This is a genomic window from Pseudomonas sp. HD57-3, from assembly GCF_056113135.1.
The window spans coordinates 5,036,311-5,058,230 of sequence record NZ_CM148568.1 but is presented as its reverse complement, the minus strand read 5'-3'; the positions used below and the strand labels follow the sequence as shown (position 1 = coordinate 5,058,230).

The following is a 21,920-nucleotide window of genomic DNA, read 5'->3' as shown; positions in this document are numbered from 1 at the left end:
AAGAAGGGAGCCCGATGGCTCCCTTCTTTGTTTTCAGACCTTCAACACCAACTTGCCGAAGTTCTCGCCGCTGAACAGTTTGCCCAGGGTTTCCGGAAAGGTTTCCAGGCCTTCGACGATGTCTTCCTTGCTCTTGAGCTGACCCTTGGCCATCCAGCCGGCCATTTCCTGGGCGGCGCTGGCGTACTGCGCGGCGTAATCCATCACCACGAAGCCTTCCATCCGCGCGCGGTTGACCAGCAGCGACAGGTAGTTGGCCGGGCCTTTGACCGCTTCCTTGTTGTTGTACTGGCTGATCGCGCCGCAGATCACCACACGCGCCTTGAAGTTCAGGCGGCTCAGCACCGCGTCGAGGATGTCGCCGCCGACGTTGTCGAAATACACATCCACGCCTTTCGGGCATTCGCGTTTGAGGCCGGCGAGCACGTCTTCGCTCTTGTAGTCGATGGCGCCGTCGAAGCCCAGTTCATCGATCAGGAACTTGCACTTGTCGGCGCCACCGGCGATGCCGATCACCCGGCAGCCTTTGATCTTGGCAATCTGCCCGGCAATGCTGCCGACCGCGCCTGCTGCACCGGACAGCACCACGGTTTCACCGGCCTTCGGCGCACCGACATCGAGCAGGGCGAAGTAGGCGGTCATGCCGGTCATGCCCAGTGCGGACAGATAAACCGGCAGCGGTGCCAGTTTCGGATCGACTTTGTAGAAACCTCTTGGCTCGCCGAGGAAATAATCCTGCACGCCAATGGCACCGTTGACGTAGTCGCCGACGGCAAACCCCGGATTATTTGACGCGACGACTTTGCCTACGCCCAACGCGCGCATGACCTCACCGAGACCCACCGGCGGGATGTAGGATTTGCCTTCATTCATCCAGCCGCGCATGGCCGGGTCGAGGGACAGGTATTCGTTCTTGACCAGAATCTGCCCCGCCGCCGGCTCGCCGACCGGTACTTCCTGATAGGTGAAGGTCTCGCGGGTGGCAGCGCCCACCGGGCGTTTGGCGAGCAGGAACTGGCGATTGGTCTGGTTGGTCATGACAGGCACTCGAATTGAATGAAGCCTTGTTGATAGACCTTCAGGCGCGATGCCGCAAGGTTGGCTCACGGGGCGAATGCAGGCTGATCCAGTACGGTGATAGTGCCCGGCGGGGTTTCATCACTGCGATTCATGCAAGCCTAACCGGCCTTTTGATAGTGCTGACGTCACTCAAGCCCCTGTGGCTATGCTGCCTTCATCAATCCCCCCGCATTCGAGGACATAACAATGAGCATGACGTTTTCCGGTCAGGTAGCCGTCGTCACTGGCGCGGCCAACGGCATCGGCCGAGCGACGGCCCAGGCATTCGCCGCTGAAGGTCTGAAAGTGGTGGTGGCCGATCTGGATGCGGCCGGGGGCGAGGGTACTGTTGCGCTGATTCGTACAGCCGGCGGCGAAGCGACCTTCGTGCGCTGCAACGTGACCGTCGAAAGCGAAGTGAAAAATCTGATGGACGAGGTGATCAATACCTACGGCCGTCTCGACTATGCCTTCAACAACGCCGGGATCGAAATCGAGAAGGGCAAACTGGCCGAAGGCTCGATGGACGAGTTCGACGCGATCATGGGCGTCAACGTCAAGGGCGTCTGGCTGTGCATGAAGTATCAGCTGCCGTTGTTGTTGGCTCAGGGCGGCGGGGCGATCGTCAACACCGCGTCGGTGGCTGGATTGGGCGCCGCGCCGAAGATGAGCATCTACGCCGCCTCCAAGCATGCGGTGATCGGCCTGACCAAGTCGGCCGCGATCGAATACGCCAAGAAGAAAATCCGCGTCAACGCCGTATGCCCGGCGGTGATCGACACCGACATGTTCCGCCGCGCCTATGAGGCAGACCCGAAGAAAGGCGAATTCGCCAACGCCATGCACCCGGTCGGTCGCATCGGCAAGGTCGAGGAGATTGCCAGCGCCGTGCTGTACCTGTGCAGCGATGGTGCGGCCTTCACCACTGGCCATTCGCTGGCCGTGGATGGCGGCGTGACCGCCTTCTAAGGTGGCGTCGACTGATACAAAAACGGACCCGCCCATCGGCGGGTTTTTTTTCGCCTCGGGAGCGGTTCCGTGAATCCGCTAAACAATGTGTTTCAAATGGTGAGAACGGAGGCTTTTGGCGGTTTTGTCGCACAGCCTCAAGGGCGTGGCTGTGATTTACTGCCGCCAGCAAAACGGACAGGAGTTTGCGTGCTCATGGAATTGAGAATTGACCGACTGGCAATGGTGCCGGTCGTACAGCAGATTGTTGACGGGTTGACCGAGTGGATCATGCAGGGGCAGGTGCCGCCGACGACGCGTCTGCCCTCCGTGCGAGAGATTGCGCGGTGCAATCTGCTCAGCCAGTCCTGCGTCATGGAGGCTTGCGAGCGCCTGGTGGCGCAAGGGGTTCTGGCCTCGCGGCAGGGCTCGGGATTCATGGTGGCGGCTTCGTTGCCCGGTTGTTGCAAAGCTATCGATGGCTCCGGGTGTGAGGGGGAGCGTAGCGGGGGGGATCCATCCGCCCGATGGCGCAGCGGTTTGACGCTGGGAAGTGGCGTCCTGCCTGAGAGTTGGCGCGAGCCCGATGATCTCGCCTATGCGATCCGCGAAGTGACGCGCGCCGACATGGCCAGCCTGTTCAACTACAGCACGCCTCTGGGATTGCCGGCGTTGCGCGAACAGATCATCAAGCGCCTGGGATTGCTGAGTATCAAGGCCGTTGAAGAGCAGGTGATGACCACCGCCGGCGCCAGCCACGGGCTGGATCTGATCGTGCGTACCCTGTTCAAGGCCGGTGATTGCGTGGTGGTCGAGACGCCCGGTTATGCGCCACTGTTCGATCTTCTGCGCTTGCACGGCGTGCGCATGCTGGAGGTTCGTCGCACGCCGGGCGGGCCGGATGTCGAGGCGCTCGAAGCGTTGCTGCAGCAGTTTCGGCCCACCGCGTTGTTCATCAACAGTCACCACCACAATCCCACGGGCAGCTGCCTGCTGCCGGCCGTCGCCCGACGCATTCTGGAGTTGAGCAGGATCTACGATCTGCGGCTGATCGAAGATGATGTCTACGCTGACCTGCACAATGGCAGCGGCACTCGACTGGCAGCGCTGGACGACGAGGGGCGGGTAATTTATGTCGGCAGTTTTTCCAAGACCCTGAGCAGCTCGCTGCGGGTGGGTTTCGTGCTGGCCGATGGCGAGCTGATCGAGCGGATGGCGCGGGTCAAGATGATCAGTTGCATGGGCACCTCGAGGTTTTGCGAGGCGGTGCTGGCCGGAATGCTGGCCAGTGGCGCTTATCGCAAACTGGTGCAGCGCCAGCGCCAGCGTCTCAATACTGATCGTGCGGCGGCCTTGCAGGCCCTGGAAGATGCCGACTGGGAAGTGTTCGGCAAGCCCACGGGCGGCCTGTTCATCTGGGCGCGCGCGCCGCTGGCCGATGAGGCGCACTTGCGCAGGCATGCCTCGCGCTGCGGGGTGCAGCTGTCTTGTGCAACATCGTTCAGCCCCAGTGGCGAAGCCTGCGACTGGCAGCGCATCAACGTGGCTTACGCTTGTGATCCCCGGGCACGACAGTTTTTTCGCAGCACCACCGTGGATCGACCTCAAGCGTTCTGAAAACGACGCGTGCGTAGCTTTTTGCCATTATTCCGACGCCAGAGACTTGTGCTGGTTCAAGGCCGTTGCGAATCTTCGACAACAGACTATGGCAGGGGACTACGCGCAATGATTTCGGCCGTGCAAGGACGTTTTGCCAACCTCGGTATGGCAAAAAAACTGGGTATCGGGTTTGTGCTGGTGTTGTTGCTGACTGCACTGGTGGCAGCCATCGGCGTCTGGTCCCTGCAAACCATCAGTCAGCGCTTCGACGGCCTCAAGCAGATGTCGTCGCTCAACAGTGGTCTGCTCAAGGTGCGGCTGCTGGAGCAGGACTACGCCTTGCACGGCAACCCGAAAACCGTTGATGCCTTGCACGAGGGGGTCGACGGTCTGATCGCCATGGCCGACCAGCTCAAGGTTTTGTCGCCGGGCAATGAGTCGGTCATGAACGACGTCCAACAGTCATTGGGCGCTTACCGCAAGGCGTTCGATGAATTCGTCTCGTTGTCTCAGGCCAAGGATCTGGCGCTGGAAATGGCCAGTTGGTCGGTGTCCAGCGTCGCCAACAATCTCGACGTGTTGCAGGCCGGTCTGGCCGACGACGGCGCGTACACCCTGAAAGACAGTGAGGGCAAGGACGGGGCGCAATTCATCGAGCAGGCCGGCCAGGTCAGCCAGGTCTCACGCTTGATGTTGCAGGCGATGAACGAAGCGAGGGTGCGCCTGGATCAAAGCCGCAAGGGTGACGACAGCGCCGGCCAGGGCAATATCGAACAGGCTGCGCAAGCCCAGGCCCAGGCCGAACAGCTCAAGTCCACGGTCAAGGACGAGGGTTACCTGACGGTGCTCAATGAGGTCTCCGGGCACATTGCCGGTTTCAGCGACAAGCTTGCCGAGTACACCGGGTTGCTGGCCCAGGAAAAGACCGTCTATCAGCAGTTGCACCAGCGGGCCGACGAAGTCGTGGCGCGGGTCAATCAGGCGTATGTCGCGCAAGACGGCGCGATGCAGGGCGAACTGAAAAAGAATTCGGTGCTGATCATTGGCTCGTCGGCGCTGGCGTTGCTGGTGGGGCTGATTGCGGCGTGGGTGATCACCCGACTGATTGTGGCGCCGTTGCGCAGCGTGATCCATGTGGCGCAACAGATTGCGGCCGGTGATCTGAGTGCAACGATCGAGGTCACCCGGCGGGACGAAATCGGTCAGTTGATGCTGGCCATGCAGCAGATGGGCGCAGGTTTGAGCACGATTGTCAGCGGGTTGCAGGCGGGGATCGAACAGCTGGCGAGTTCGGCGCAATCGCTGTCGGCGGTGACCGAACAGACCAACCTTGAGGTCAGCAGCCAGAAAGAGGAAACCGAACAGGTCGCCACGGCCATGAACCAGATGACCGCCACCGTGCACGATGTGGCGCGTAATGCCGAGGAGGCGGCGCTCGCGGCGCAGACTGCTGATGGCAAGGTCGAAAGCGGCCAGCAGGTGGTGCGTCAGAGCATGGCGCGGATCGAGCAACTGGCGGATTCGGCGACGTCGGCCAGTTCGAGCATCGAAAGCCTCAGTGCGGAAATCCAGAACATTGGCACAGTGCTGGGGGTGATCAAGAGTGTCGCCGAGCAGACCAACTTGCTGGCGCTCAACGCGGCGATCGAAGCGGCGCGGGCGGGCGAGCAGGGCAGGGGCTTTGCGGTGGTCGCCGATGAGGTGCGGGCGCTGGCCCGGCGCACGCAGCAGTCGACCGAGGAGATCGAGCGGTTGGTCAGTGCCCTGCGTTCGGCGGCGCATTCTTCGGTGCAGCAGATTCAGAGCAGTGGTGAGCTGGTGAAGCTGGCGGTGAGTGATGCGTTGCAGACCGAGAGTGCGCTGGGGAGTATTGCGGCGGCGGTTTCGTTGATTCAGCAGATGAATCAGCAGATTGCGGCGGCGGCCGAGGAGCAGAGTTCGGTGGCGGAGGAGATCAATCGCAGTGTGACGAGTATTCGGGCGAGTGCGGATCAGTCTTCGATTGCCATGCGGGGGAATGCGGCTTCGAGTGTTGAGCTGGCGCAGTTGGGGAGTGAGCTCAAGGGGATGGTGGGGCACTTCAGGCTTTGATCTTGGCGGCCTTTGGGCCGACCAGGTTTCCGTTTTTTTGTGTTCATATCCGTTTCTGCGGGTGCTGCTGCTGGCGGTTTCGCCCTTACGGCGAGTCCCTTTGGCAAACGCCCCAAAGGAACCAAAGGTCTGGGCCCCGGCGTTCGGCCTCTCGCTGAGGCTCGAGGTTCCTTCGTTACGGGATTCATCCGGGGGCATCGCCTACGGTTTGCTTCGCTGCACCTCCTCTCGATGCATGCGGCTGCGCCGCACGGTCGCTGCGCTCCCACCCCCGGATAAATCCCTCCACTCAGCCTTCCGATGGGGCCGGCACGTCAAAAGCGGTACTTGAGCTAACGCTCATTGTGTTGAGTGGTGGGAAGCCAAAGCCAAAGCAGAAGCAAGAGTAGAAGAAGCAGAAGAAAATGCAGAGGGTGCAAGGTGCAGCAGGTGCAGCAGTGTGAGTTGAGTTGCATGCGTTTCAAAACCTGAGTGCGACTCGGTATTTCACGTCGGCGTACCTCCCACAATCACCTCGGTCAGTCCCCTCTCCCTCCGGGAGAGGGTTAGGGTGAGGGCGCTTTTGATTTTGATCTTTCTCGCGGGCAATAAAAAAGCCACCTCCCGGTGGCTTCTCTCTTTGACTGCACTCAGTCGTAAATCACTTTCTTCTTCCAGTCCGCGTCAGCCTCGACATCTTTGAGGCCGGCAGTCAGTTGGTTTTCTTCGCCTTCGACCGGGGCGATTTTGTCCATGACCTGGGCGTTGGCGCGGGCCAGGAGTTTTTCCAGGTATTGGAGTTGTTCGGCGTAGATTTGCGGGTCCTGCTGTTTGCGCAGGTATTGCACGCCGCGTTCGAAGGCGAGGCGGGCCTGGCCGGGTTGGTTTTGCTGGAGGGCGTGTTGGCCTAGGTTGTTGAAGAACTCGATGTGCAGGAGTACGAGGATGTGGCGTACTTCGCGGATCCAGTGTTTGGCTTCGTTCGGTGGCAGGAAGCCGTCCTGGGCGGCGCGGGTGATCTGGCCGTGGAGGGCTTCGAGGAGGAAGCGGACGTCTTTGGCCTTGGCTTCGGTCTGGATCGGAGCCGGTGGGTTGTTGACCGGGATCGATTCGCCCTGGGCGACGAGGGCGCTGAGTTCGGTGATGCGGGCCTTGGTGGTGGCGCTGGTTTTTTCCAGGTTCAGCAGGCGCTGGCAGACGTTCAGCTCAAGGCGGGTCAGCAGCAGCTTGAGGGCCGGGGTCATGAACTGGCCGGGGAAGGTTTCGGTCAGTTCGCCGCAGCGGCGCAGGCGGTCGTTGAGTTCGACCTTGGTGCGGGCCTTCTCCAGTTTGGTGTTTTCCACCACATGGTTCATGTAGCCAATGGCGATCAAGATTGCGATCCCGGCTATGACTAGCAGGGTGATCATGAGTGGTGTCACCGGTAAGACCTCTTTATAGGGTTCGCGTGCGAGTGTAGTGGCTTGGCATAGAGGAGCCTAGCGCCGCTCGACGGGTTTGGATCGGCGAAGCTGTATCTGTATCGGCCAGGGAGCCGCTTATATAAATGCTGGCCCTTGGGGTGCAGATTGCCATCACCTGTGCCGTGGACTATAACGCCTTGGCGAGTGTCGGAATATAGGCGTCAATCGTCGGGCGACGCAAAAGCCGGAAACGGCCGGTAAAGCGGGTCGAAGTCATTGATTTAAATAAATTTATATCTGGGGGTTGACGACCTTTCAATCCATCCATAGAATGCGCGCCACTTGCAGCGTAAAGCACACAGCGAAACGCGGCAGGGAGTGAATGTTGTAGTGTGTCCCCTTCGTCTAGTGGCCTAGGACACCGCCCTTTCACGGCGGTAACAGGGGTTCGAGTCCCCTAGGGGACGCCAATGCGGGAATAGCTCAGTTGGTAGAGCACGACCTTGCCAAGGTCGGGGTCGCGAGTTCGAGTCTCGTTTCCCGCTCCAATTTTAAACAGCAACGCTTTCGGGCGGTGCTGAGTGAAACCAGAACCCAATCTTCGGAGGCGGATCTGGACACCGAAACACACACCATGTGTTCCGGGTAGCGTGTCCCCTTCGTCTAGTGGCCTAGGACACCGCCCTTTCACGGCGGTAACAGGGGTTCGAGTCCCCTAGGGGACGCCATTTGCGGGAATAGCTCAGTTGGTAGAGCACGACCTTGCCAAGGTCGGGGTCGCGAGTTCGAGTCTCGTTTCCCGCTCCAAATTCAAAAAGCGCCGCTTTGCAAAGAGCGGCGTTTTTATTAGTGAAAGTTGTAGCCTGTCCCCTTCGTCTAGTGGCCTAGGACACCGCCCTTTCACGGCGGTAACAGGGGTTCGAGTCCCCTAGGGGACGCCATTGCGGGAATAGCTCAGTTGGTAGAGCACGACCTTGCCAAGGTCGGGGTCGCGAGTTCGAGTCTCGTTTCCCGCTCCATATTCAACAAAAACGCCGCTCAGTGATGAGCGGCGTTTTTGTTTGTGCGTTTTTTGTCGCGCAATAAAAAAGGACCGCGAGGTCCTTTTTTTGTGGGCCCGCCAATGTGGCAGGCCCGATATGCGATCAGAGCTTCGGCAATTGCCCGATGCGTCCCATCATTTCGGTGACGATCTGCAGGTCCAGCAGGAACTGGTCAACGGTCTTGAATTCGCCATCGGTGTGACCGGTGTACTTGACCTCCGGTCGCGCCAGGCCGAATTGCACGCCGTTCGGCAGTTCATGCACCGAAGTGGCGCCGGCCGAAGTGCCGAATTCGTGTTTCATGCCGAGGTTTTCGGTGGCCACGGCCAGCAGTGCCTTGACCCACTCGCCTTCAGGGTTGCGGTACATCGGTTCGGCGATCGAATAGTCGAAGTTCACCGCGACATGGTTTTTCTTGCTCCAGGCTGCCAGTTTGTCGGCGATTTCGCTTTTGAGCACTTCCGGCGACTTGCCCTTCGGCACGCGCAGGTTGACCGCGAGTTTGAAGGTTTTGTCGTCCATGCCGACGTAGGTCAGGGAGGTGGTCAGCGGGCCCATAAAGTCATCGGCGAAACCGACGCCCAGCTTGCCACCCTTGTAATCCAGGCCCCAGTTGTCGGCGGCGTAGTGTGCCGCGTCGGTGATGTGGTTGTGCTTGAAGGCGATCTTGCCGTCCACGCTGTGGATGAAGTCGAGCATGCGGGCGACCGGGTTGACGCCGGATTCAGGCTCGGACGAATGCGCGGAAACACCGGTGACGGTGAGTTTGACGTCTTTGCCATCGACCTTGGCGTTCACTTCGAAATCGCCGCCATTGCGCTTGGCGTATTCGGTGCCGGCCTTTTGCAGGCTGGATGCCAGCTCGGCGGGTTTGTCGGTCACCAGGGTGACGACCGAAACCGACGGAATCTGGTTGGTCGCCAGGCCACCGGTCATCGAGGTGATTTCCGCGCCTTTGCCCTCAGCCTTGCGCTTGGCGAACTTGGCCATGACGGTGCCGTAGCCTTTCTCGGCAATCACCACCGGGTAGCCGCCGTCCAGTGCCAGGTTGTACTCCGGCGTCGGGTTGCGTTCGAAGTAGTAAGGGATCGCGTCACCGGTGGTTTCTTCGGTGGTGTCCACCAGCAGTTTGAAATTGCGCGCCAGTGGCAGCTTCTCTTCCTTGATCACCTTCATGGCGTAGAGCGTCACGACGATGCCGTTCTTGTCGTCCTCGGTGCCTCGGCCGTACATGCGGTCTCCGATCAGCGTGACCTTGAACGGATCAAGTTTGGTGCCGTCCTTCAGCACCCAGTTCTCCGGCGTTACCGGCACCACGTCGGCGTGAGCATGAATGCCGACGACGTCCTTGCCACTGCCGTCGAGGGAGATTTCGTAAACGCGGTTGTCGATGTTGCGGTAGTTCAGGCCGAAGGACTCAGCCAGATCCTTGATCTTGGCAGCGATCTTGATGAATTCGGGGTTGTCGTGCTGATCGACACCGTCCTTGCGGAAGGTCGGGATTTCCACCAGTTCACGCAGGGTTTCCAGCGCAGCTTTGCCGTACTTCACGCGGGTGTAGAGGCCGAGCAGGCGATGGATCTCGTTCTGTTGTTCGGCGGTCAGCGTCTTGTTATCGAGGAAGGCACTGATGGCTGGACGCAGATCGTCGGTCTTGCTCAGGTCGTTCTTGGCCAGATCGCCAAGAAAAGCTCTGAAATCACTGACCTTTGCCTCATTGAATGTCTTGAGGATGGTCGCGCTCTGCTGCTCGGTCAGGTTGGCGTGGGCTGGCAGTGTGACGGACGAAAGGCTGGCCAGAATCAACGTCGACGCGGCCAGTTGCTTGAGTGAAAAGTCCATTGCTAAGGGCATTCCTTTGCAGGCAGTGAGTAGGAGGTGTCTGATCGAAGCGTCAGACGGTTTCGCAAACTAACACCACCGGCGAGTGATAGGGGAGCCCCCGAAGTGGGACGCGTCGCACAGAAATGCAAAAGCGGCGCAGAATCGAAAAAGGCCGGCTGGAAGTGTCTAGGACGGGACCGACAGTCAATATGGAAAATTTTCAGTCACTTTCCAGATCTGTCATGGGTGATCTACGCCCGGCCGAACTGGCGCATTTCCAGTCCTTCAACCTGACCTCATCCCTGATTTCGGCACAGGCGCCGACAAGTCGTTCGACATCTTTCCCGGTGAGTTCCGAGTTCATTGAGAAACGCATCAGGGAGCGATTGAGCGCAGTGGCCGGCGCGCAGAAAACCGATCCAAAAATACCGCGAGCCTGTAAGGCATCGCGCAACCGAAGCGTGAGCAGTTCTCGTCCAGGCTGTAATGCAATGATCTGTTCCGTACCGGCGCTGACGTCATAGCCCAATTGTGCAAGGGCTGTCCGGACCAGGCGGGAGACTGCGCGCAGTTGGTCTCGTCGTTCATCGGCGTGTTGCAGAAAGTCCGCTGCGCGTTCAAACCAGCTCATTTCATGATCCTGCAGGCTGGAGCTGAAAATGGCGGGGTAGGACTCCGTGGCGAAGTAATCCTTGAACGAATCCGGGCAAGTGATCAGTCCTGCACGCCCGGCGAACGCCTTGGCCAGGCTGGCGGTCTGGAAGTGTACTTTTCCAGATAAATGCTCCTGAGCAACCAGTCCTGCACCCTCAGGGCCGTGTGTGCCAAGAGAATGGGATTCGTCGACGAGCAGCACGCAGTCACGGCGCTTGGCAAGAGCGACAAAGTCCTTCAGGGGACAAAGGCTGCCGTTGGTGCTGTAGACCGCATCGACAACAATCACCCCTTGCCCATTCTTTTTGATTTGCCGTTCTGCATGCTCGGCATCGTTATGGATGAAGGGAATCGGACGCGCCCGCGCAGCCTGTGCGCCTTGCCAGAGCGACATATGGGCGTTCATGTCCAGATAGACCGGATGATCCTCGCTGGCGATTGCCTGCAATAACCCGACGTTGGCAGCCCAACCTGACTGGCAAAGAATAGCGTTCCGGGCCCCCATGAATCGGGCCAATCGCTGTTCCAGTCGGGCAGTGGAAGTGTCACCGTGAAGGAAAACGGCCGACATCAGCAATTGATGACGAGCCTGGAGAACGGCTTGTGCCTGGGCCTCTATCAAATGATGTTCGCTAGTCAGACTCAGGTAGTCGTTGCTCGACAGGTGCAGCGCGCCGGGTGAGGGCTGTATACCTCGCAACAAGTGCTGACCCGCCCAGCGCTGTTGAACGCGACCGATGGTGTGGCTTTCGATTCGTTTTTGCACGAAGCCTGGCAGATCCGCATGAACGGATTCGCTTGGAGAATGAACGGATGGCTCATGAATCGGCATGATGGCGTTCCTATCAGCACGGGCTGCGGGAGCCCCCCGTGGATCGAACTACATGCCTTATCCGCTTTTCCGGCTACTGTCAGAGTTGACAGTCCGCGAAGAAAACCGACGAATGACTTCATTAAAAAAGGCTCGCCAGTCCGACTGTGCGAGCCTTTTTTTGGTGGGTGGTTTACATCGACAACACCAGACGCCCGGCAAACAGGATCAGAATCACCCCCATGCTGCGCTCGAACCAGTGCCCCATGCGCATGAACAGCACGCGCACTTTGCTGCTGGAAAAGAACAGCGCGACGATCACGAACCACAACGCATTCACCCCGCACATCCACAACCCGTACAGGGCCTGAATTTGCAGCGGTGTGCTGGCGCTGATGATCGTGGTGAAGATCGCCAGGAAAAACAGCGTGGCCTTGGGGTTGGTGGCGTTGGTCAGGAAACCGGTGGAAAACGCCTTGAACAGCGATTGCTCGACCAGTGGTTCGTCGCTGGTCTTTTCGCCTTCCAGTGCCGTCTTGGGTTTACTGCGGATCAGGCTGACGCCCAGGTAAAGGATGTAAGCACCGCCGACCACTTTGGCGACGGTCAGCAGCCAGGGCGTGGTGTGCATCAAGGCGCCGACGCCCAGCAGGGTGTACAGCACGTGCACGGAAATTCCCGCGCCGATGCCCAATGCCGTGCAGATGCCGACCAAACGGCCGAAACGCACACTCTGGCGGATGGTCACGGCGAAGTCCGGTCCGGGAGCGACAACGGCCAGAAAGTGGATGGTGGCCAGCGCCAGAAACTCGCCCAGGTAATTCGATGTCATTTCAGCTCCAGAAAGTCAGGGGTGAAGCATTGCCGCGATAGCCGACAAAAAACGAAAGGCTCAAGCGCGGATCGGCCACGCCCGGCGTTACCGAGTGCATGCGACGCGAATTGAACATGATGAAATCCCCCGGTTCCGGGCGTACTTCGAGGGCGGGCGGGCCGAGGAGTGCCGGGTCGATGCCGTAGCTGTCGCCGCGCATTTCGTCGAAGCGGTCCGGCGAGATGTCGTCTTCCCACATCTGCAACGCGCCGCCCTCGGTCGGCATGTTGAGGTAGACGTTGCAGGCGAACTGCGCCTCCAGACTGCGGGCCTGGAAACTCTCCGGGGCGTCCTTGGCGAAGATGTCGTGATGGGCAAGAAAGCACACGCCCGGTTTCACGACTCGGGACAGGCCGACATACATTTTGCGACCGTAGAGGTTTTCCAGATGAGCACCTGCGGGCCAGGATTCGTCGAGCATGCAGCGCAGGGTGTCGACCGGCGACGAGTAGGGCGCGCAGCGGTTGCGCAGTTCGGCGATGTTGCTGGTGGCGCGCTCGAAGTAGTCTTCGATCAGCAGCGGCTGGTTTTCCGCCTCGTAGAACGCCATGCCGATGCGACCGATACTGGGCGCGTTGATGTAGCCCTCGAAGCCGGGGGCGAGGATCTTGTCGCCAATCTGGATCGCCTGCGCCTGGGGCAAAAAGCCTTTGACGCGGATGGCGAGGACTTCTTCGTTGGCCAGTTTTTTTATGCACGTCTCATCGAGACGCTCGACGTCAAGCATCATGGTTTCAGGTCCATCTATCGAATAGTCAACGGAACCGGCGAACGCGGTTCCCCCGGCGTCGGACGCTGCATCTGGCAGCGCCCGAAATCCTCAATCCACGCTGTAGTGGACGGACAACGTGCCTTTCTTCTGCGAAAGGGACGCGATCGTGACTGTGCCCAGATCCTTCAGGCTGCGTACATGGGTGCCACCGCAGCCATAGGCTGGCAGTTCACCGAAACCGATTTCCCGCGCGCCTTCGCGCAGGGACGTCAGGCGTGGCAGATCGTGTTCGATCCATTGGCCGATGCCGTATTGAACGACTTGTGCATCGACTTCCTGAGCCGAATCTCCGGGCTTGAATTGCACACGGCCTTCGTCCGGCCAGTGATGGGCCTTGATCGGCATCCAGCCCATGGCCTGGACAAAGTGGCCGATCAAATGCCCGGCAGAGTGCATGCGGGTGTTGAAGCGGCGGCGTTCTTCGTCGACGCGAATCTGGGTCATGCCCAGCGGCACCGGTTGTTCGACGAAATGAATGATCCGGTCCGGTTCCTGGACAACCCGCAGCACCTGGCTGTCGCCAATCCAGCCGGTATCACAGGGTTGGCCACCGCCCTGAGGATGAAAAAGCGTGGCGCGCAACACAACGGCGAATTCGTTCTCGTGGGGCGTGCAGTCGAGGACTTCCACATTGGCCTTGAGGTCATCACTATGGAAAAAGAGGCGAAGCGTCATATTCCATGCCCTTATTAAAGTTTCTTTTTTAATTATATGAATCGTGCAATAACGTGATAATCCGTTCAAACATCAAAGGACTGTTGCGCTGTGAGCATAAATCTCCCACTGCCGCTGCTCGGTGAAATGGCGATTTTCGTCAAGGTCGTCGAGACCGGCAGCTTCTCCGAAGCCGCTCGCCAATTGGGCTCATCGCCATCGGCGGTCAGCCGCAGTATTTCCCGGCTGGAGAAGGCGCTGGCCACGCGGCTGCTGCAACGCACCACGCGCAAACTGCGCTTGAGCGATGGCGGAGAAGAAGTGTTCAAGCGCTGCCAGGAAATGGTCAGCGCAGCGAAGTCGGTGATGGAGATCAGCGGCCAGTTCACCCACGAAGCCGAAGGTCTGGTGCGGGTCAGCGTGCCGAAAGCGGTAGGGCGCTTCGTGATTCATCCGCACATGCCGGAGTTTCTGCGGCGCTACCCGAAGGTCGATGTGGAGTTGTTGCTGGAAGACCGCCAGGTGGATCTGATCGACGATCATGTCGACCTGGCCATTCGCATCACGGATCGTCCACCGGCCGGACTGGTCGGACGACAACTGCTGACCATCGACCATTTGCTCTGCGCGACGCCGCAGTATCTGGCCGAACACGGGACGCCAACTCATCCCCACGACTTGCTCAACCACAGTTGCATTTACCTGGGCGAAACCCCGAGTGATGCGCGATGGAAATTCAAGAAAGGCACGAAGGCCGTCACCGTCGGCGTGCGCGGCCGGTATGCCGCCAATCACACCGGCGTGCGTCTGGGGGCCGTGTTGCAGCACATCGGCATTGGCAGCCTGCCGTATTTCACCGCGCGTTATGCCCTGGAGCAGGGGCTGATCGTGCAGGTGCTGCCGGACTGGACGTTCCTGGCGTCGTACCACGGCGGGTTGTGGTTGCTGCACTCGCCGACGCGCTATCTGCCGCCGAAGCTGCGGGTGTTCATCGACTATCTGGTGGAGTGCCTAGAGAAAGAGCCGACTTTGAGCAAGCCGGGAAAGTCCGGCGGTTCAAAACCGTTGGCGGAGTACGAATTGCCCGAGAGTGAAGGGTTGCTCTGACCTGATAAAAAAAGGCCCGCATGGATCACCATGCGGGCCTTTTTTATCGGGCGAAAATCAGTGCTTGCTGTCCTGTGCGGACATCGCCAGCAGCTGTTTTTCCTGATTCCAGTCGAACGGTTCGTCGTTCTGTTCGGCTTCGTAGCGGCGTTCTTCCAGCGCCTGATACATATCGATTTCTTCGTCGGACAGGTAATGCAGGCAGTCGCCGGCGAAGAACCACAGCAGATCCCGCGGGATCAGGTGGGCAATTTGCGGGTAACGGGTAATCACTTGAGTCAGGATGTCCTGGCCCAGGTATTGGCTTTCGATCGGCTCGATCGGCAGTGACGCCAGCAGTTCGTCGAAACGCTCCAGGAACAGGGCATGGCTTTCTTCGGGAACCTGATCGGCCTCACCTACGGCGACCAGGATACTGCGCAGGTGGTCGAGCAAAACCAGATGATCGGCAACGACGTTGGACACGAGATAAGTCCTCAAGAGCAAAACGGGCGCGGGAGTATAAAGCCCCTGCGCCCGTTTTTCACTGATTGAAGGGATCAGCGGATTTTGCCGTCCGCCGGTTTCAGTTGCTCCTTGTCGAAATCATCGACATCGATCACCTTGCGCCGCGCCGCTTCGGCATCACGCAGGGTCTGGGCTTCCACGGCCTGCAACACCCCGGCCTCCAGCGCCGCATCGATGGCATGTTCGCCGGCGACCGGTTTGACCTGACCGCTCTTGAGCGAGGTGTGCAGTTTTTTGTGCAGCGGTTGCGCAGCGTTCAACTGATCGCAGGCGTGTTGCAGTGCACCGACCGCATCGTCGGCCGATTGCGGGCGATAGCAGCCGGCAAGCAGTTCTTCCAGTGCCGGATCGCCCTTGGCCCGGCCGATGACCGCAGCCACCTCGGCACCGAGTCTGTCCGACGGGCCTTTGTGGCGGCGACCGAACGGGAACACGATCACTCGCAGCAGGCAGCCGAAGACCCGGTTCGGGAAGTTGGTCAGCAGTTCATCCAGCGCTTTTTCCGACTGGCCGAGGCTTTCTTCCATGGCCCATCTGAACAGCGGTTCCATGTACGCCGGGGAATCGAGGTCGTGATAACGCTTGAGCGCTGCGGATGCCAGATACAAGTTGCTCAGTACGTCACCCAGACGCGCCGACAGACGCTCGCGGCGTTTCAGTTCTCCGCCCAGCAGCATCATGCTCAGGTCGGCGAGCATGGCAAACGCGGCAGCCTGACGGTTGAGCGCACGGAAATAACCCTGGCTGAGCTTGTCTCCCGGCGCATGTTCGAAATGACCGAAACCGAGGTTCAGCACCAGCGTACTGGCGGCGTTGCTCACGGCAAATCCGATGTGCTTGAGCAGCAGGCCGTCGAATTCCTTGAGTGCCTGATCCTTGTCCTCGCGACCGGCGAGGGCCATTTCCTTGAGCACGAACGGATGACAGCGGATTGCGCCCTGACCAAAGATCATCAGGTTGCGCGAAAGAATGTTGGCGCCTTCCACGGTGATGAAGATCGGCGCGCCGTTCCAGCTGCGACCCAGATAGTTGTTCGGGCCCATGATGATCGCCTTGCCGCCGTGCACATCCATCGCGTGGCTGATGCACTCGCGACCGCGCTCAGTGAGGTGATATTTGAGGATCGCCGACAGCACCGAAGGTTTCTCGCCCAGATCCACCGCATTGGCGGTCAGCATCCGCGCGGCGTCCATCATCCACGCGTTGCCGCCAATGCGCGCCATCGCTTCCTGAATGCCTTCGAATGCTGACAGCGGCACGTTGAACTGCTCGCGGATCTGCGCGTATTGCCCGGTCACCAGACTGGTGAACTTGGCCGCGCCAGTGCCCACTGCCGGCAAGGAAATCGAACGCCCGACCGACAGGCAGTTCATCAGCATCATCCAGCCTTTGCCGAGCATGTCCTGGCCGCCGATGAGGAAGTCCAGCGGGATGAACACGTCCTTGCCGGAGTTGGGGCCGTTCATGAACGCAGCGCCCAGCGGCAGGTGGCGTCGACCGATTTCCACGCCGGGAGTATCGGTCGGAATCAGCGCGAGACTGATGCCGAGATCTTCCTTGTCGCCGAGCAGGTGATCCGGGTCATAGGCCTTGAAGGCCAGGCCGAGCAAGGTCGCGACCGGGCCGAGGGTGATGTAGCGTTTTTCCCAGTTCAGGCGCAGGCCGAGAGTTTCCTGACCTTCCCATTCGCCTTTGCAGATGATCCCGGTGTCGGGCATCGCACCCGCGTCTGAACCTGCGAGCGGGCCGGTTAGCGCAAAGCAAGGAATGTCGTCGCCCCGGGCCAGCCGTGGCAGGTAGTGATTGCGCTGTTCGTCGGTGCCGTAATGCAGCAGCAGTTCGGCCGGGCCGAGGGAGTTGGGCACCATCACGGTGGAGGCCAGGTCGCCGCTGCGGGTCGCCAGTTTCATCGCCACCTGGGAGTGGGCGTAGGCGGAGAAACCCTTGCCTCCGAACTCCTTGGGAATGATCAGGGCGAAGAAACCGTGTTCCTTGATGTGAGTCCAGGCTTCGGGCGGCAGATCCATCGACTGGCCGATCTGCCAGTCGGTGACCATCGCGCAGAGTTCTTCGGTCGGGCCGTCGATAAATGCCTGTTCTTCGTCGCTCAGTTGCACCTTGGGATAGGACAGCAGCTTGTCCCAGTCCGGACGGCCGCTGAACAGTTCGCCGTCCCACCACACCGTGCCGGCGTCGATCGCGTCGCGTTCGGTCTGCGACATCGGTGGCAGGGTTTTCTGGAACCAGCTGAACAGCGGCGCGGTGAAGTGTTTGCGGCGCAGGTCAGGCAACAGCAGAGGGGCGGCCACCAGGGCCAGCACGACCCAGAAAATCAGCAGCAACCAGCCCGGTGCGTGGCTGAAAATCCCCATCGCCAACAGGTAAGCGGCAACGATGCCCAGTGCCGGCAGCGGGGCGATGCGCCGGTGGGCCAGATACGCCACGCCGACGATCAGAACCAGTATCCACAACAACAGCATATTTAATCCTCCGTGAACCAGGGCGAACCGACCCACCAGAGCTTAGACGGCATCTGCAAAACGGGGCGGTCAGAGCAAGGTGATTGAAATCGTGGGAAACCCCGGATGTCTTTTGTAGGTTCGGTGGGCAACACGCGTGGGAAATCGTTCGCCGCTTCCGCGTCTTTGCGTGCATGTTTGGCCGAAACGTCGTTATCTCTGTGCTGAACCTCTCGCTAGACTCGGGGCTCAACCAGGAGAATGTCGTCATGCACGAGTATCTGAGCCCCGGCCGCTTCATCGATAGTGACCACCCCTCGGTGGTGGAGTTCGCCGAGCAGCACCGTGGTGCCAGCCGCGATCCGCTCGCGCAGGCGATCAGTCTTTATTACGCCGTGCGCGAGGCGGTGCGTTACAACATGTACACCTTCAGCCGCGACCCGCAGACCTTGCGCGGCAGCTACGCGCTGGCGGCGGGTGAGAGTTATTGCGTGCCCAAGGCCACGTTGCTCGCCGGTTGCGCGCGCCATTGCGGGATCCCCGCGCGCATCGGTCTGGCGGATGTGAAAAATCATCTGTCGACGCCGCGTCTGCTTGAATTGCTGAGAAGCGAAGTGTTCGCCATGCATGGTTATACCGAGCTGTTTCTCAATGATCGCTGGGTGAAAGCCACACCCGCGTTCAACCAGAAGCTCTGCGAAATGTTCAACGTTGCGCCGCTGGAATTCGATGGCGTAAACGACAGCGTTTTCCACCCGTACAACAGCGATGGCGCGCTGCTGATGGAGTACCTGGTCGATCACGGTCAGTTCGCCGATGTACCGGAATCTTTTTTCTTCGAACATCTGCAGAAATGTTATCCACACCTGTTCAACGATCAGCAGAAGCCACTGTCCAGTGACATGCGCGGTGATGTCGGCAGCCTCTGATCCGGCGTATGCTGCCTGCCCATTTACTGGAAAAGAGGCGGTCATGCTGAAGATCTGGGGTCGCAAGAATTCGTCGAATGTCAGAAAACCGTTGTGGGCTGCCGAAGAGCTCGGGCTGGCCTACGAGGCCATCGATGCCGGTGGTGCGTTTGGTGTGGTCGACACGCCGGAGTACCGGGCCATGAACCCGAACGGGCGGGTGCCGGTGATTCAGGACGACGGTTTTGTGCTGTGGGAATCGAATGCCATCGTGCGTTACCTGCTGGCAAAGCATGCAGCCGACACTTCGTGGTACCCGGCGGATCCGCAGACCCGCGCCACCGCTGACAAATGGATGGACTGGACGACTTCCAGTTTTGCCGGACCGTTTCGCACGGTGTTCTGGGGCGTTCTGCGTACCCCGGCAGACAAACAGGACTGGCCGGCAATTCATGCGGCGATCAAGGAATGTGACGGCTTGCTGGCGATGGCCGATCAGGCGCTGAAGAACCAGCCGTATCTGTCCGGCAATGAAATCGGCATGGGCGATATCCCGCTCGGCAGTTTCATTTATGCCTGGTTCGAGATGCCGATCGAGCGCGCGCCACAGCCTGATCTGGAGGCCTGGTATGCACGCTTGAAGCAGCGTCCGGCGTATCAGAAAGCTGTCATGACCGCGTTGACTTAATACCTACTATCGACACACTTGACTGTACTTGTGCGGCGACGGCAAGCACCATTGCGCTCGAGCGCTGCGGTTGTCTTCCTCGCCGCCGGCCTTTTATCAGTCCTTTTTTCTTCACTGGGTGCGTAAATCCGATATGAGTTCCGCTCTGTCCATCCGGCAGCTAACCAAAACCTACGGCAACGGGTTCCAGGCCTTGAGTGGTATCGATCTGGACGTCGCCGAAGGTGACTTCTTCGCCTTGCTCGGCCCCAACGGCGCCGGCAAATCCACGACCATCGGCATTCTCTCGACCCTGGTCAACAAGACCAGCGGCACGGTGAATATCTTTGGCCACGACCTGGACAAGAACCCGGCGGCGCTCAAACGCTCCATCGGCGTGGTGCCCCAGGAATTCAACTTCAACCAGTTCGAAAAGACCTTCGACATCGTCGTGACCCAGGCCGGTTACTACGGCATTCCGGCGAAGATCGCCAAGGAACGCGCCGAGCAGTACCTGACCCAGCTCGGCCTGTGGGACAAACGCGATGTGCCGTCGCGTTCGCTGTCCGGCGGCATGAAGCGTCGTTTGATGATCGCCCGGGCGCTGGTGCATGAACCGCGTCTGCTGATCCTCGATGAACCGACCGCCGGGGTGGATATCGAACTGCGCCGTTCGATGTGGACGTTCCTCACCGAACTGAACCAGAAAGGCATCACCATCATCCTCACCACACACTATCTGGAAGAGGCTGAGCAGTTGTGCCGCAACATCGGCATCATCGACCACGGCACCATCGTCGAGAACACCAGCATGCGTCAGCTGCTCGGGCAGCTGCATGTGGAGACTTTCCTGCTGGATCTGAAGAACGGTCTGAGTGCCGCGCCGCAACTGGCGGGTTATCCGGCACGTCTGCTGGACGGCCATACCCTGGAAGTCCAGGTCGACAAGTCCATGGGCATCACCGCGTTGTTCGGCCAACTGGCCCTGCAGAACATCGAAGTGCTGAGCCTGCGCAATAAAACCAATCGCCTTGAGGAGCTGTTCGTGTCCCTGGTGGAGAAAAATCTGTCGAAGGTGGCGGTATGAGTTCCGAGCTGCGCCCCAACCTCGTTGCCCTCAACACCATCGTTTACCGCGAAGTCAGACGCTTCACCCGGATCTGGCCGCAGACCCTGCTGCCGCCGGCGATCACCATGGTCCTGTACTTTGTGATCTTCGGTAACCTGATCGGCCGGCAGATCGGTGACATGGGTGGTTTCACCTACATGGAGTACATTGTGCCGGGGCTGATCATGATGTCGGTGATCACCAACTCCTATGGCAACGTGGTGTCGAGTTTCTTCGGCAGCAAGTTCCAGCGCTCCATCGAAGAACTGATGGTGTCGCCAGTGTCGCCGCACACGATCCTGATCGGTTACACCATTGGTGGCGTCCTGCGCGGCCTGATGGTGGGTGTGATCGTGACGATCCTGTCGCTGTTCTTCACCCATTTGCAGGTGCACCATCTCGGCGTGACGGTGCTGGTGGTGGTGCTGACGGCGACGATCTTCTCGCTGCTGGGCTTCATCAACGCCGTGTTCGCACGTAACTTCGATGATATCTCGATCATCCCGACCTTCGTGCTGACCCCGCTGACTTACCTCGGTGGCGTGTTCTATTCGATCACCTTGCTGCCGCCGTTCTGGCAGACCGTGTCGCTGGCCAACCCGGTGCTGCACATGGTCAACGCCTTCCGTTACGGCATCCTCGGTGTGTCGGACATTCGCATCGGCATCGCGATCACCTTCATGCTGGTGGCGACCGTGGTGTTGTATATCGGTTGTTCGCGGTTGCTGGTGAGCGGGCGCGGCATGCGCACCTGATCCCTTCAATGCTGCAATGAAAAACGGCCTCCCACAGTGGAGGCCGTTTTGCATTCACGCCTGACGTCTTTTCTTGCGCCGCGCCCATTGCCGGGCCACCCACCAGCGCCAATACATCATCACCAGGCAGTAGGCGAGGGCGCCCAGTGCCAGCCCGACCACCACCGAACCGAGCAGGAACGGTTGCCACAAAGTCGAGAGCTCGCCGCTGATCCATTCCCAGGTCAATTCGTCGGGGAGCGTGCGGGCGGGCACATCCATCAGCCAGGCCCCGGCCTGATACGTGCAGAAGAACACCGCCGGCATGGTGATCGGGTTGGTCAGCCAGACCAGACTCACGGCAATCGGCATATTGCCGCGCACCATGATCGCGAGGACGGCGGCCACCAGCATTTGCGCGGGAATCGGCAGGAACGCGGCGAACAGGCCGACGGCCATGGCGCGGGCCACCGAGTGTCGGTTGAGGTGCCAGAGGTTCGGGTCATGCAGCAACGTGCCGAGAAAGCGTAAGGATTTGTGTTCCCTGATGCTCGTCGGGTCGGGCATGTAACGTTTGAATAAGCGCCGGGGCATAAGGCTTCTCGGTCGGTTAAGGCGGCAAGTATGTCTGGATTCTACGAACCGCCCATTCAGACTTTGTGACAATTGATAACGACGCTCGTGCCCCGTAACCGCTATGCCTGAAGGTGGGACTCTCA

At 59.8% G+C, this 21,920-nt stretch carries 18 protein-coding genes, 6 tRNA genes and 1 pseudogene; 15 read left to right on the top strand and 10 right to left on the bottom strand.

The window, feature by feature from the left end; genetic code table 11:
- Nucleotides 1-33: 33 nt before the first annotated feature.
- Nucleotides 34-1,038, bottom strand: a complete 1,005-nt coding sequence (locus AC0R79_RS22840) for an NADP-dependent oxidoreductase (protein ID WP_127799358.1) — start codon at nucleotides 1,036-1,038, stop codon at nucleotides 34-36.
- Nucleotides 1,039-1,266: 228 nt separating this feature from the next.
- Here AC0R79_RS22840 and AC0R79_RS22835 point away from each other — a divergent pair, with 228 nt between their 5' ends.
- The 4 genes and pseudogenes from AC0R79_RS22835 to AC0R79_RS22820 all read left to right on the top strand — a co-directional run bounded on the left by AC0R79_RS22835 (nucleotide 1,267) and on the right by AC0R79_RS22820 (nucleotide 5,697).
- Nucleotides 1,267-2,028, top strand: coding sequence for an SDR family oxidoreductase (locus AC0R79_RS22835; protein WP_007917441.1), 762 nt, complete (start codon nucleotides 1,267-1,269; stop codon nucleotides 2,026-2,028).
- Nucleotides 2,029-2,223: 195 nt separating this feature from the next.
- Nucleotides 2,224-3,624 (top strand): aminotransferase-like domain-containing protein, encoded by a 1,401-nt coding sequence (locus AC0R79_RS22830; RefSeq protein ID WP_474731764.1) that lies wholly within the window; start codon nucleotides 2,224-2,226, stop codon nucleotides 3,622-3,624.
- A 108-nt stretch (nucleotides 3,625-3,732) separates the two neighbouring features.
- Nucleotides 3,733-4,836 (top strand): annotated as a pseudogene (locus tag AC0R79_RS22825) (HAMP domain-containing protein); the annotation flags it as partial.
- Nucleotides 4,816-5,697: a methyl-accepting chemotaxis protein gene (locus AC0R79_RS22820; RefSeq protein ID WP_371857318.1), complete on the top strand. Its 882-nt coding sequence runs from the start codon at nucleotides 4,816-4,818 to the stop codon at nucleotides 5,695-5,697. The pseudogene AC0R79_RS22825 and the gene AC0R79_RS22820, both read left to right, overlap by 21 nt.
- Nucleotides 5,698-6,326: 629 nt before the next feature.
- On the opposite strand, the gene AC0R79_RS22815 is transcribed toward AC0R79_RS22820, so the two are convergent.
- Nucleotides 6,327-7,085 (bottom strand): hypothetical protein, encoded by a 759-nt coding sequence (locus AC0R79_RS22815; RefSeq protein WP_011335462.1) that lies wholly within the window; start codon nucleotides 7,083-7,085, stop codon nucleotides 6,327-6,329.
- Nucleotides 7,086-7,473: 388 nt separating this feature from the next.
- Here AC0R79_RS22815 and AC0R79_RS22810 point away from each other — a divergent pair.
- The 6 genes from AC0R79_RS22810 to AC0R79_RS22785 all read left to right on the top strand — a co-directional run bounded on the left by AC0R79_RS22810 (nucleotide 7,474) and on the right by AC0R79_RS22785 (nucleotide 8,098).
- Nucleotides 7,474-7,549 (top strand) — tRNA-Glu (locus tag AC0R79_RS22810).
- A 2-nt stretch (nucleotides 7,550-7,551) separates the two neighbouring features.
- Nucleotides 7,552-7,627: transfer RNA gene (locus AC0R79_RS22805), tRNA-Gly, on the top strand.
- Between the two features lie 104 nt (nucleotides 7,628-7,731).
- Nucleotides 7,732-7,807, top strand: a tRNA-Glu gene (locus AC0R79_RS22800).
- A 3-nt stretch (nucleotides 7,808-7,810) separates the two neighbouring features.
- A tRNA-Gly gene (locus AC0R79_RS22795) sits at nucleotides 7,811-7,886 on the top strand.
- 58 nt (nucleotides 7,887-7,944) lie between these two features.
- Nucleotides 7,945-8,020: transfer RNA gene (locus AC0R79_RS22790), tRNA-Glu, on the top strand.
- 2 nt (nucleotides 8,021-8,022) lie between these two features.
- Nucleotides 8,023-8,098: transfer RNA gene (locus tag AC0R79_RS22785), tRNA-Gly, on the top strand.
- A gap of 126 nt (nucleotides 8,099-8,224) precedes the next feature.
- On the opposite strand, the gene AC0R79_RS22780 is transcribed toward AC0R79_RS22785, so the two are convergent.
- The 5 genes from AC0R79_RS22780 to AC0R79_RS22760 form a co-directional block, all read right to left on the bottom strand.
- Nucleotides 8,225-9,964: a dipeptidase gene (locus AC0R79_RS22780; protein WP_474731763.1), complete on the bottom strand. Its 1,740-nt coding sequence runs from the start codon at nucleotides 9,962-9,964 to the stop codon at nucleotides 8,225-8,227.
- 202 nt (nucleotides 9,965-10,166) lie between these two features.
- Nucleotides 10,167-11,432: an alpha-hydroxyketone-type quorum-sensing autoinducer synthase gene (gene cqsA / locus AC0R79_RS22775; protein ID WP_127799348.1), complete on the bottom strand. Its 1,266-nt coding sequence runs from the start codon at nucleotides 11,430-11,432 to the stop codon at nucleotides 10,167-10,169.
- 172 nt (nucleotides 11,433-11,604) lie between these two features.
- Nucleotides 11,605-12,243, bottom strand: coding sequence for a LysE family translocator (locus AC0R79_RS22770; protein WP_064383517.1), 639 nt, complete (start codon nucleotides 12,241-12,243; stop codon nucleotides 11,605-11,607).
- A gap of 1 nt (nucleotide 12,244) precedes the next feature.
- Nucleotides 12,245-13,015 (bottom strand): 2OG-Fe(II) oxygenase, encoded by a 771-nt coding sequence (locus AC0R79_RS22765; RefSeq protein ID WP_007952184.1) that lies wholly within the window; start codon nucleotides 13,013-13,015, stop codon nucleotides 12,245-12,247.
- A 90-nt stretch (nucleotides 13,016-13,105) separates the two neighbouring features.
- Nucleotides 13,106-13,732 (bottom strand): alanyl-tRNA editing protein, encoded by a 627-nt coding sequence (locus AC0R79_RS22760; protein WP_375747692.1) that lies wholly within the window; start codon nucleotides 13,730-13,732, stop codon nucleotides 13,106-13,108.
- 90 nt (nucleotides 13,733-13,822) lie between these two features.
- On the opposite strand from AC0R79_RS22760, the gene AC0R79_RS22755 reads away from it, so the two are divergent.
- Nucleotides 13,823-14,818 carry a LysR family transcriptional regulator gene (locus AC0R79_RS22755; RefSeq protein WP_064598590.1) on the top strand — a complete coding sequence of 332 codons (996 nt, stop codon included), beginning with the start codon at nucleotides 13,823-13,825 and terminating at the stop codon, nucleotides 14,816-14,818.
- 57 nt (nucleotides 14,819-14,875) lie between these two features.
- Here AC0R79_RS22755 and AC0R79_RS22750 read toward each other — a convergent pair whose 3' ends face one another.
- Together AC0R79_RS22750 and AC0R79_RS22745 are read right to left on the bottom strand one after the other, a co-directional pair.
- The gene (locus AC0R79_RS22750; RefSeq protein ID WP_007950758.1) at nucleotides 14,876-15,283 is read right to left on the bottom strand and encodes a PA2817 family protein; all 408 of its coding nucleotides are present in this window, start codon (nucleotides 15,281-15,283) and stop codon (nucleotides 14,876-14,878) included.
- A 74-nt stretch (nucleotides 15,284-15,357) separates the two neighbouring features.
- A complete protein-coding gene (locus AC0R79_RS22745; RefSeq protein WP_474731761.1) occupies nucleotides 15,358-17,805 on the bottom strand; it encodes an acyl-CoA dehydrogenase in 2,448 nt (815 codons plus the stop codon).
- 248 nt (nucleotides 17,806-18,053) lie between these two features.
- Between AC0R79_RS22745 and AC0R79_RS22740 the strand changes: the two genes are divergently transcribed.
- The 4 genes from AC0R79_RS22740 to AC0R79_RS22725 all read left to right on the top strand — a co-directional run bounded on the left by AC0R79_RS22740 (nucleotide 18,054) and on the right by AC0R79_RS22725 (nucleotide 21,222).
- Complete coding sequence (locus AC0R79_RS22740; RefSeq protein WP_474731760.1) at nucleotides 18,054-18,713, top strand: transglutaminase-like domain-containing protein; 660 nt, start codon at nucleotides 18,054-18,056, stop codon at nucleotides 18,711-18,713.
- A gap of 43 nt (nucleotides 18,714-18,756) precedes the next feature.
- Complete coding sequence (locus tag AC0R79_RS22735) at nucleotides 18,757-19,380, top strand: glutathione S-transferase family protein (RefSeq protein ID WP_474731758.1); 624 nt, start codon at nucleotides 18,757-18,759, stop codon at nucleotides 19,378-19,380.
- Between the two features lie 133 nt (nucleotides 19,381-19,513).
- A complete protein-coding gene (locus AC0R79_RS22730) occupies nucleotides 19,514-20,446 on the top strand; it encodes an ABC transporter ATP-binding protein (RefSeq protein ID WP_007950762.1) in 933 nt (310 codons plus the stop codon).
- A complete protein-coding gene (locus AC0R79_RS22725; RefSeq protein ID WP_007950763.1) occupies nucleotides 20,443-21,222 on the top strand; it encodes an ABC transporter permease in 780 nt (259 codons plus the stop codon). The genes AC0R79_RS22730 and AC0R79_RS22725 overlap by 4 nt, the downstream gene beginning before the upstream one ends.
- Before the next feature lie 54 nt (nucleotides 21,223-21,276).
- Here AC0R79_RS22725 and AC0R79_RS22720 read toward each other — a convergent pair whose 3' ends face one another.
- The gene (locus tag AC0R79_RS22720) at nucleotides 21,277-21,795 is read right to left on the bottom strand and encodes a DUF2062 domain-containing protein (protein WP_007950764.1); all 519 of its coding nucleotides are present in this window, start codon (nucleotides 21,793-21,795) and stop codon (nucleotides 21,277-21,279) included.
- Between the last annotated feature and the right edge of the window lie 125 nt (nucleotides 21,796-21,920).

Coding starts and splice junctions, on each gene's coding strand:
- AC0R79_RS22840 (WP_127799358.1), bottom strand. CDS start 1,038: ATGACCAACCAGACCAATCGCCAGTTCCTGCTCGCCAAACGCCCGGTG.
- AC0R79_RS22835 (WP_007917441.1), top strand. CDS start 1,267: ATGAGCATGACGTTTTCCGGTCAGGTAGCCGTCGTCACTGGCGCGGCC.
- AC0R79_RS22830 (WP_474731764.1), top strand. CDS start 2,224: ATGGAATTGAGAATTGACCGACTGGCAATGGTGCCGGTCGTACAGCAG.
- AC0R79_RS22820 (WP_371857318.1), top strand. CDS start 4,816: ATGCTGGCCATGCAGCAGATGGGCGCAGGTTTGAGCACGATTGTCAGC.
- AC0R79_RS22815 (WP_011335462.1), bottom strand. CDS start 7,085: ATGATCACCCTGCTAGTCATAGCCGGGATCGCAATCTTGATCGCCATT.
- AC0R79_RS22780 (WP_474731763.1), bottom strand. CDS start 9,964: ATGGACTTTTCACTCAAGCAACTGGCCGCGTCGACGTTGATTCTGGCC.
- cqsA (WP_127799348.1), bottom strand. CDS start 11,432: ATGCCGATTCATGAGCCATCCGTTCATTCTCCAAGCGAATCCGTTCAT.
- AC0R79_RS22770 (WP_064383517.1), bottom strand. CDS start 12,243: ATGACATCGAATTACCTGGGCGAGTTTCTGGCGCTGGCCACCATCCAC.
- AC0R79_RS22765 (WP_007952184.1), bottom strand. CDS start 13,015: ATGATGCTTGACGTCGAGCGTCTCGATGAGACGTGCATAAAAAAACTG.
- AC0R79_RS22760 (WP_375747692.1), bottom strand. CDS start 13,732: ATGACGCTTCGCCTCTTTTTCCATAGTGATGACCTCAAGGCCAATGTG.
- AC0R79_RS22745 (WP_474731761.1), bottom strand. CDS start 17,805: ATGCTGTTGTTGTGGATACTGGTTCTGATCGTCGGCGTGGCGTATCTG.
- AC0R79_RS22740 (WP_474731760.1), top strand. CDS start 18,054: ATGCACGAGTATCTGAGCCCCGGCCGCTTCATCGATAGTGACCACCCC.
- AC0R79_RS22735 (WP_474731758.1), top strand. CDS start 18,757: ATGCTGAAGATCTGGGGTCGCAAGAATTCGTCGAATGTCAGAAAACCG.
- AC0R79_RS22730 (WP_007950762.1), top strand. CDS start 19,514: ATGAGTTCCGCTCTGTCCATCCGGCAGCTAACCAAAACCTACGGCAAC.
- AC0R79_RS22725 (WP_007950763.1), top strand. CDS start 20,443: ATGAGTTCCGAGCTGCGCCCCAACCTCGTTGCCCTCAACACCATCGTT.
- AC0R79_RS22720 (WP_007950764.1), bottom strand. CDS start 21,795: ATGCCCCGGCGCTTATTCAAACGTTACATGCCCGACCCGACGAGCATC.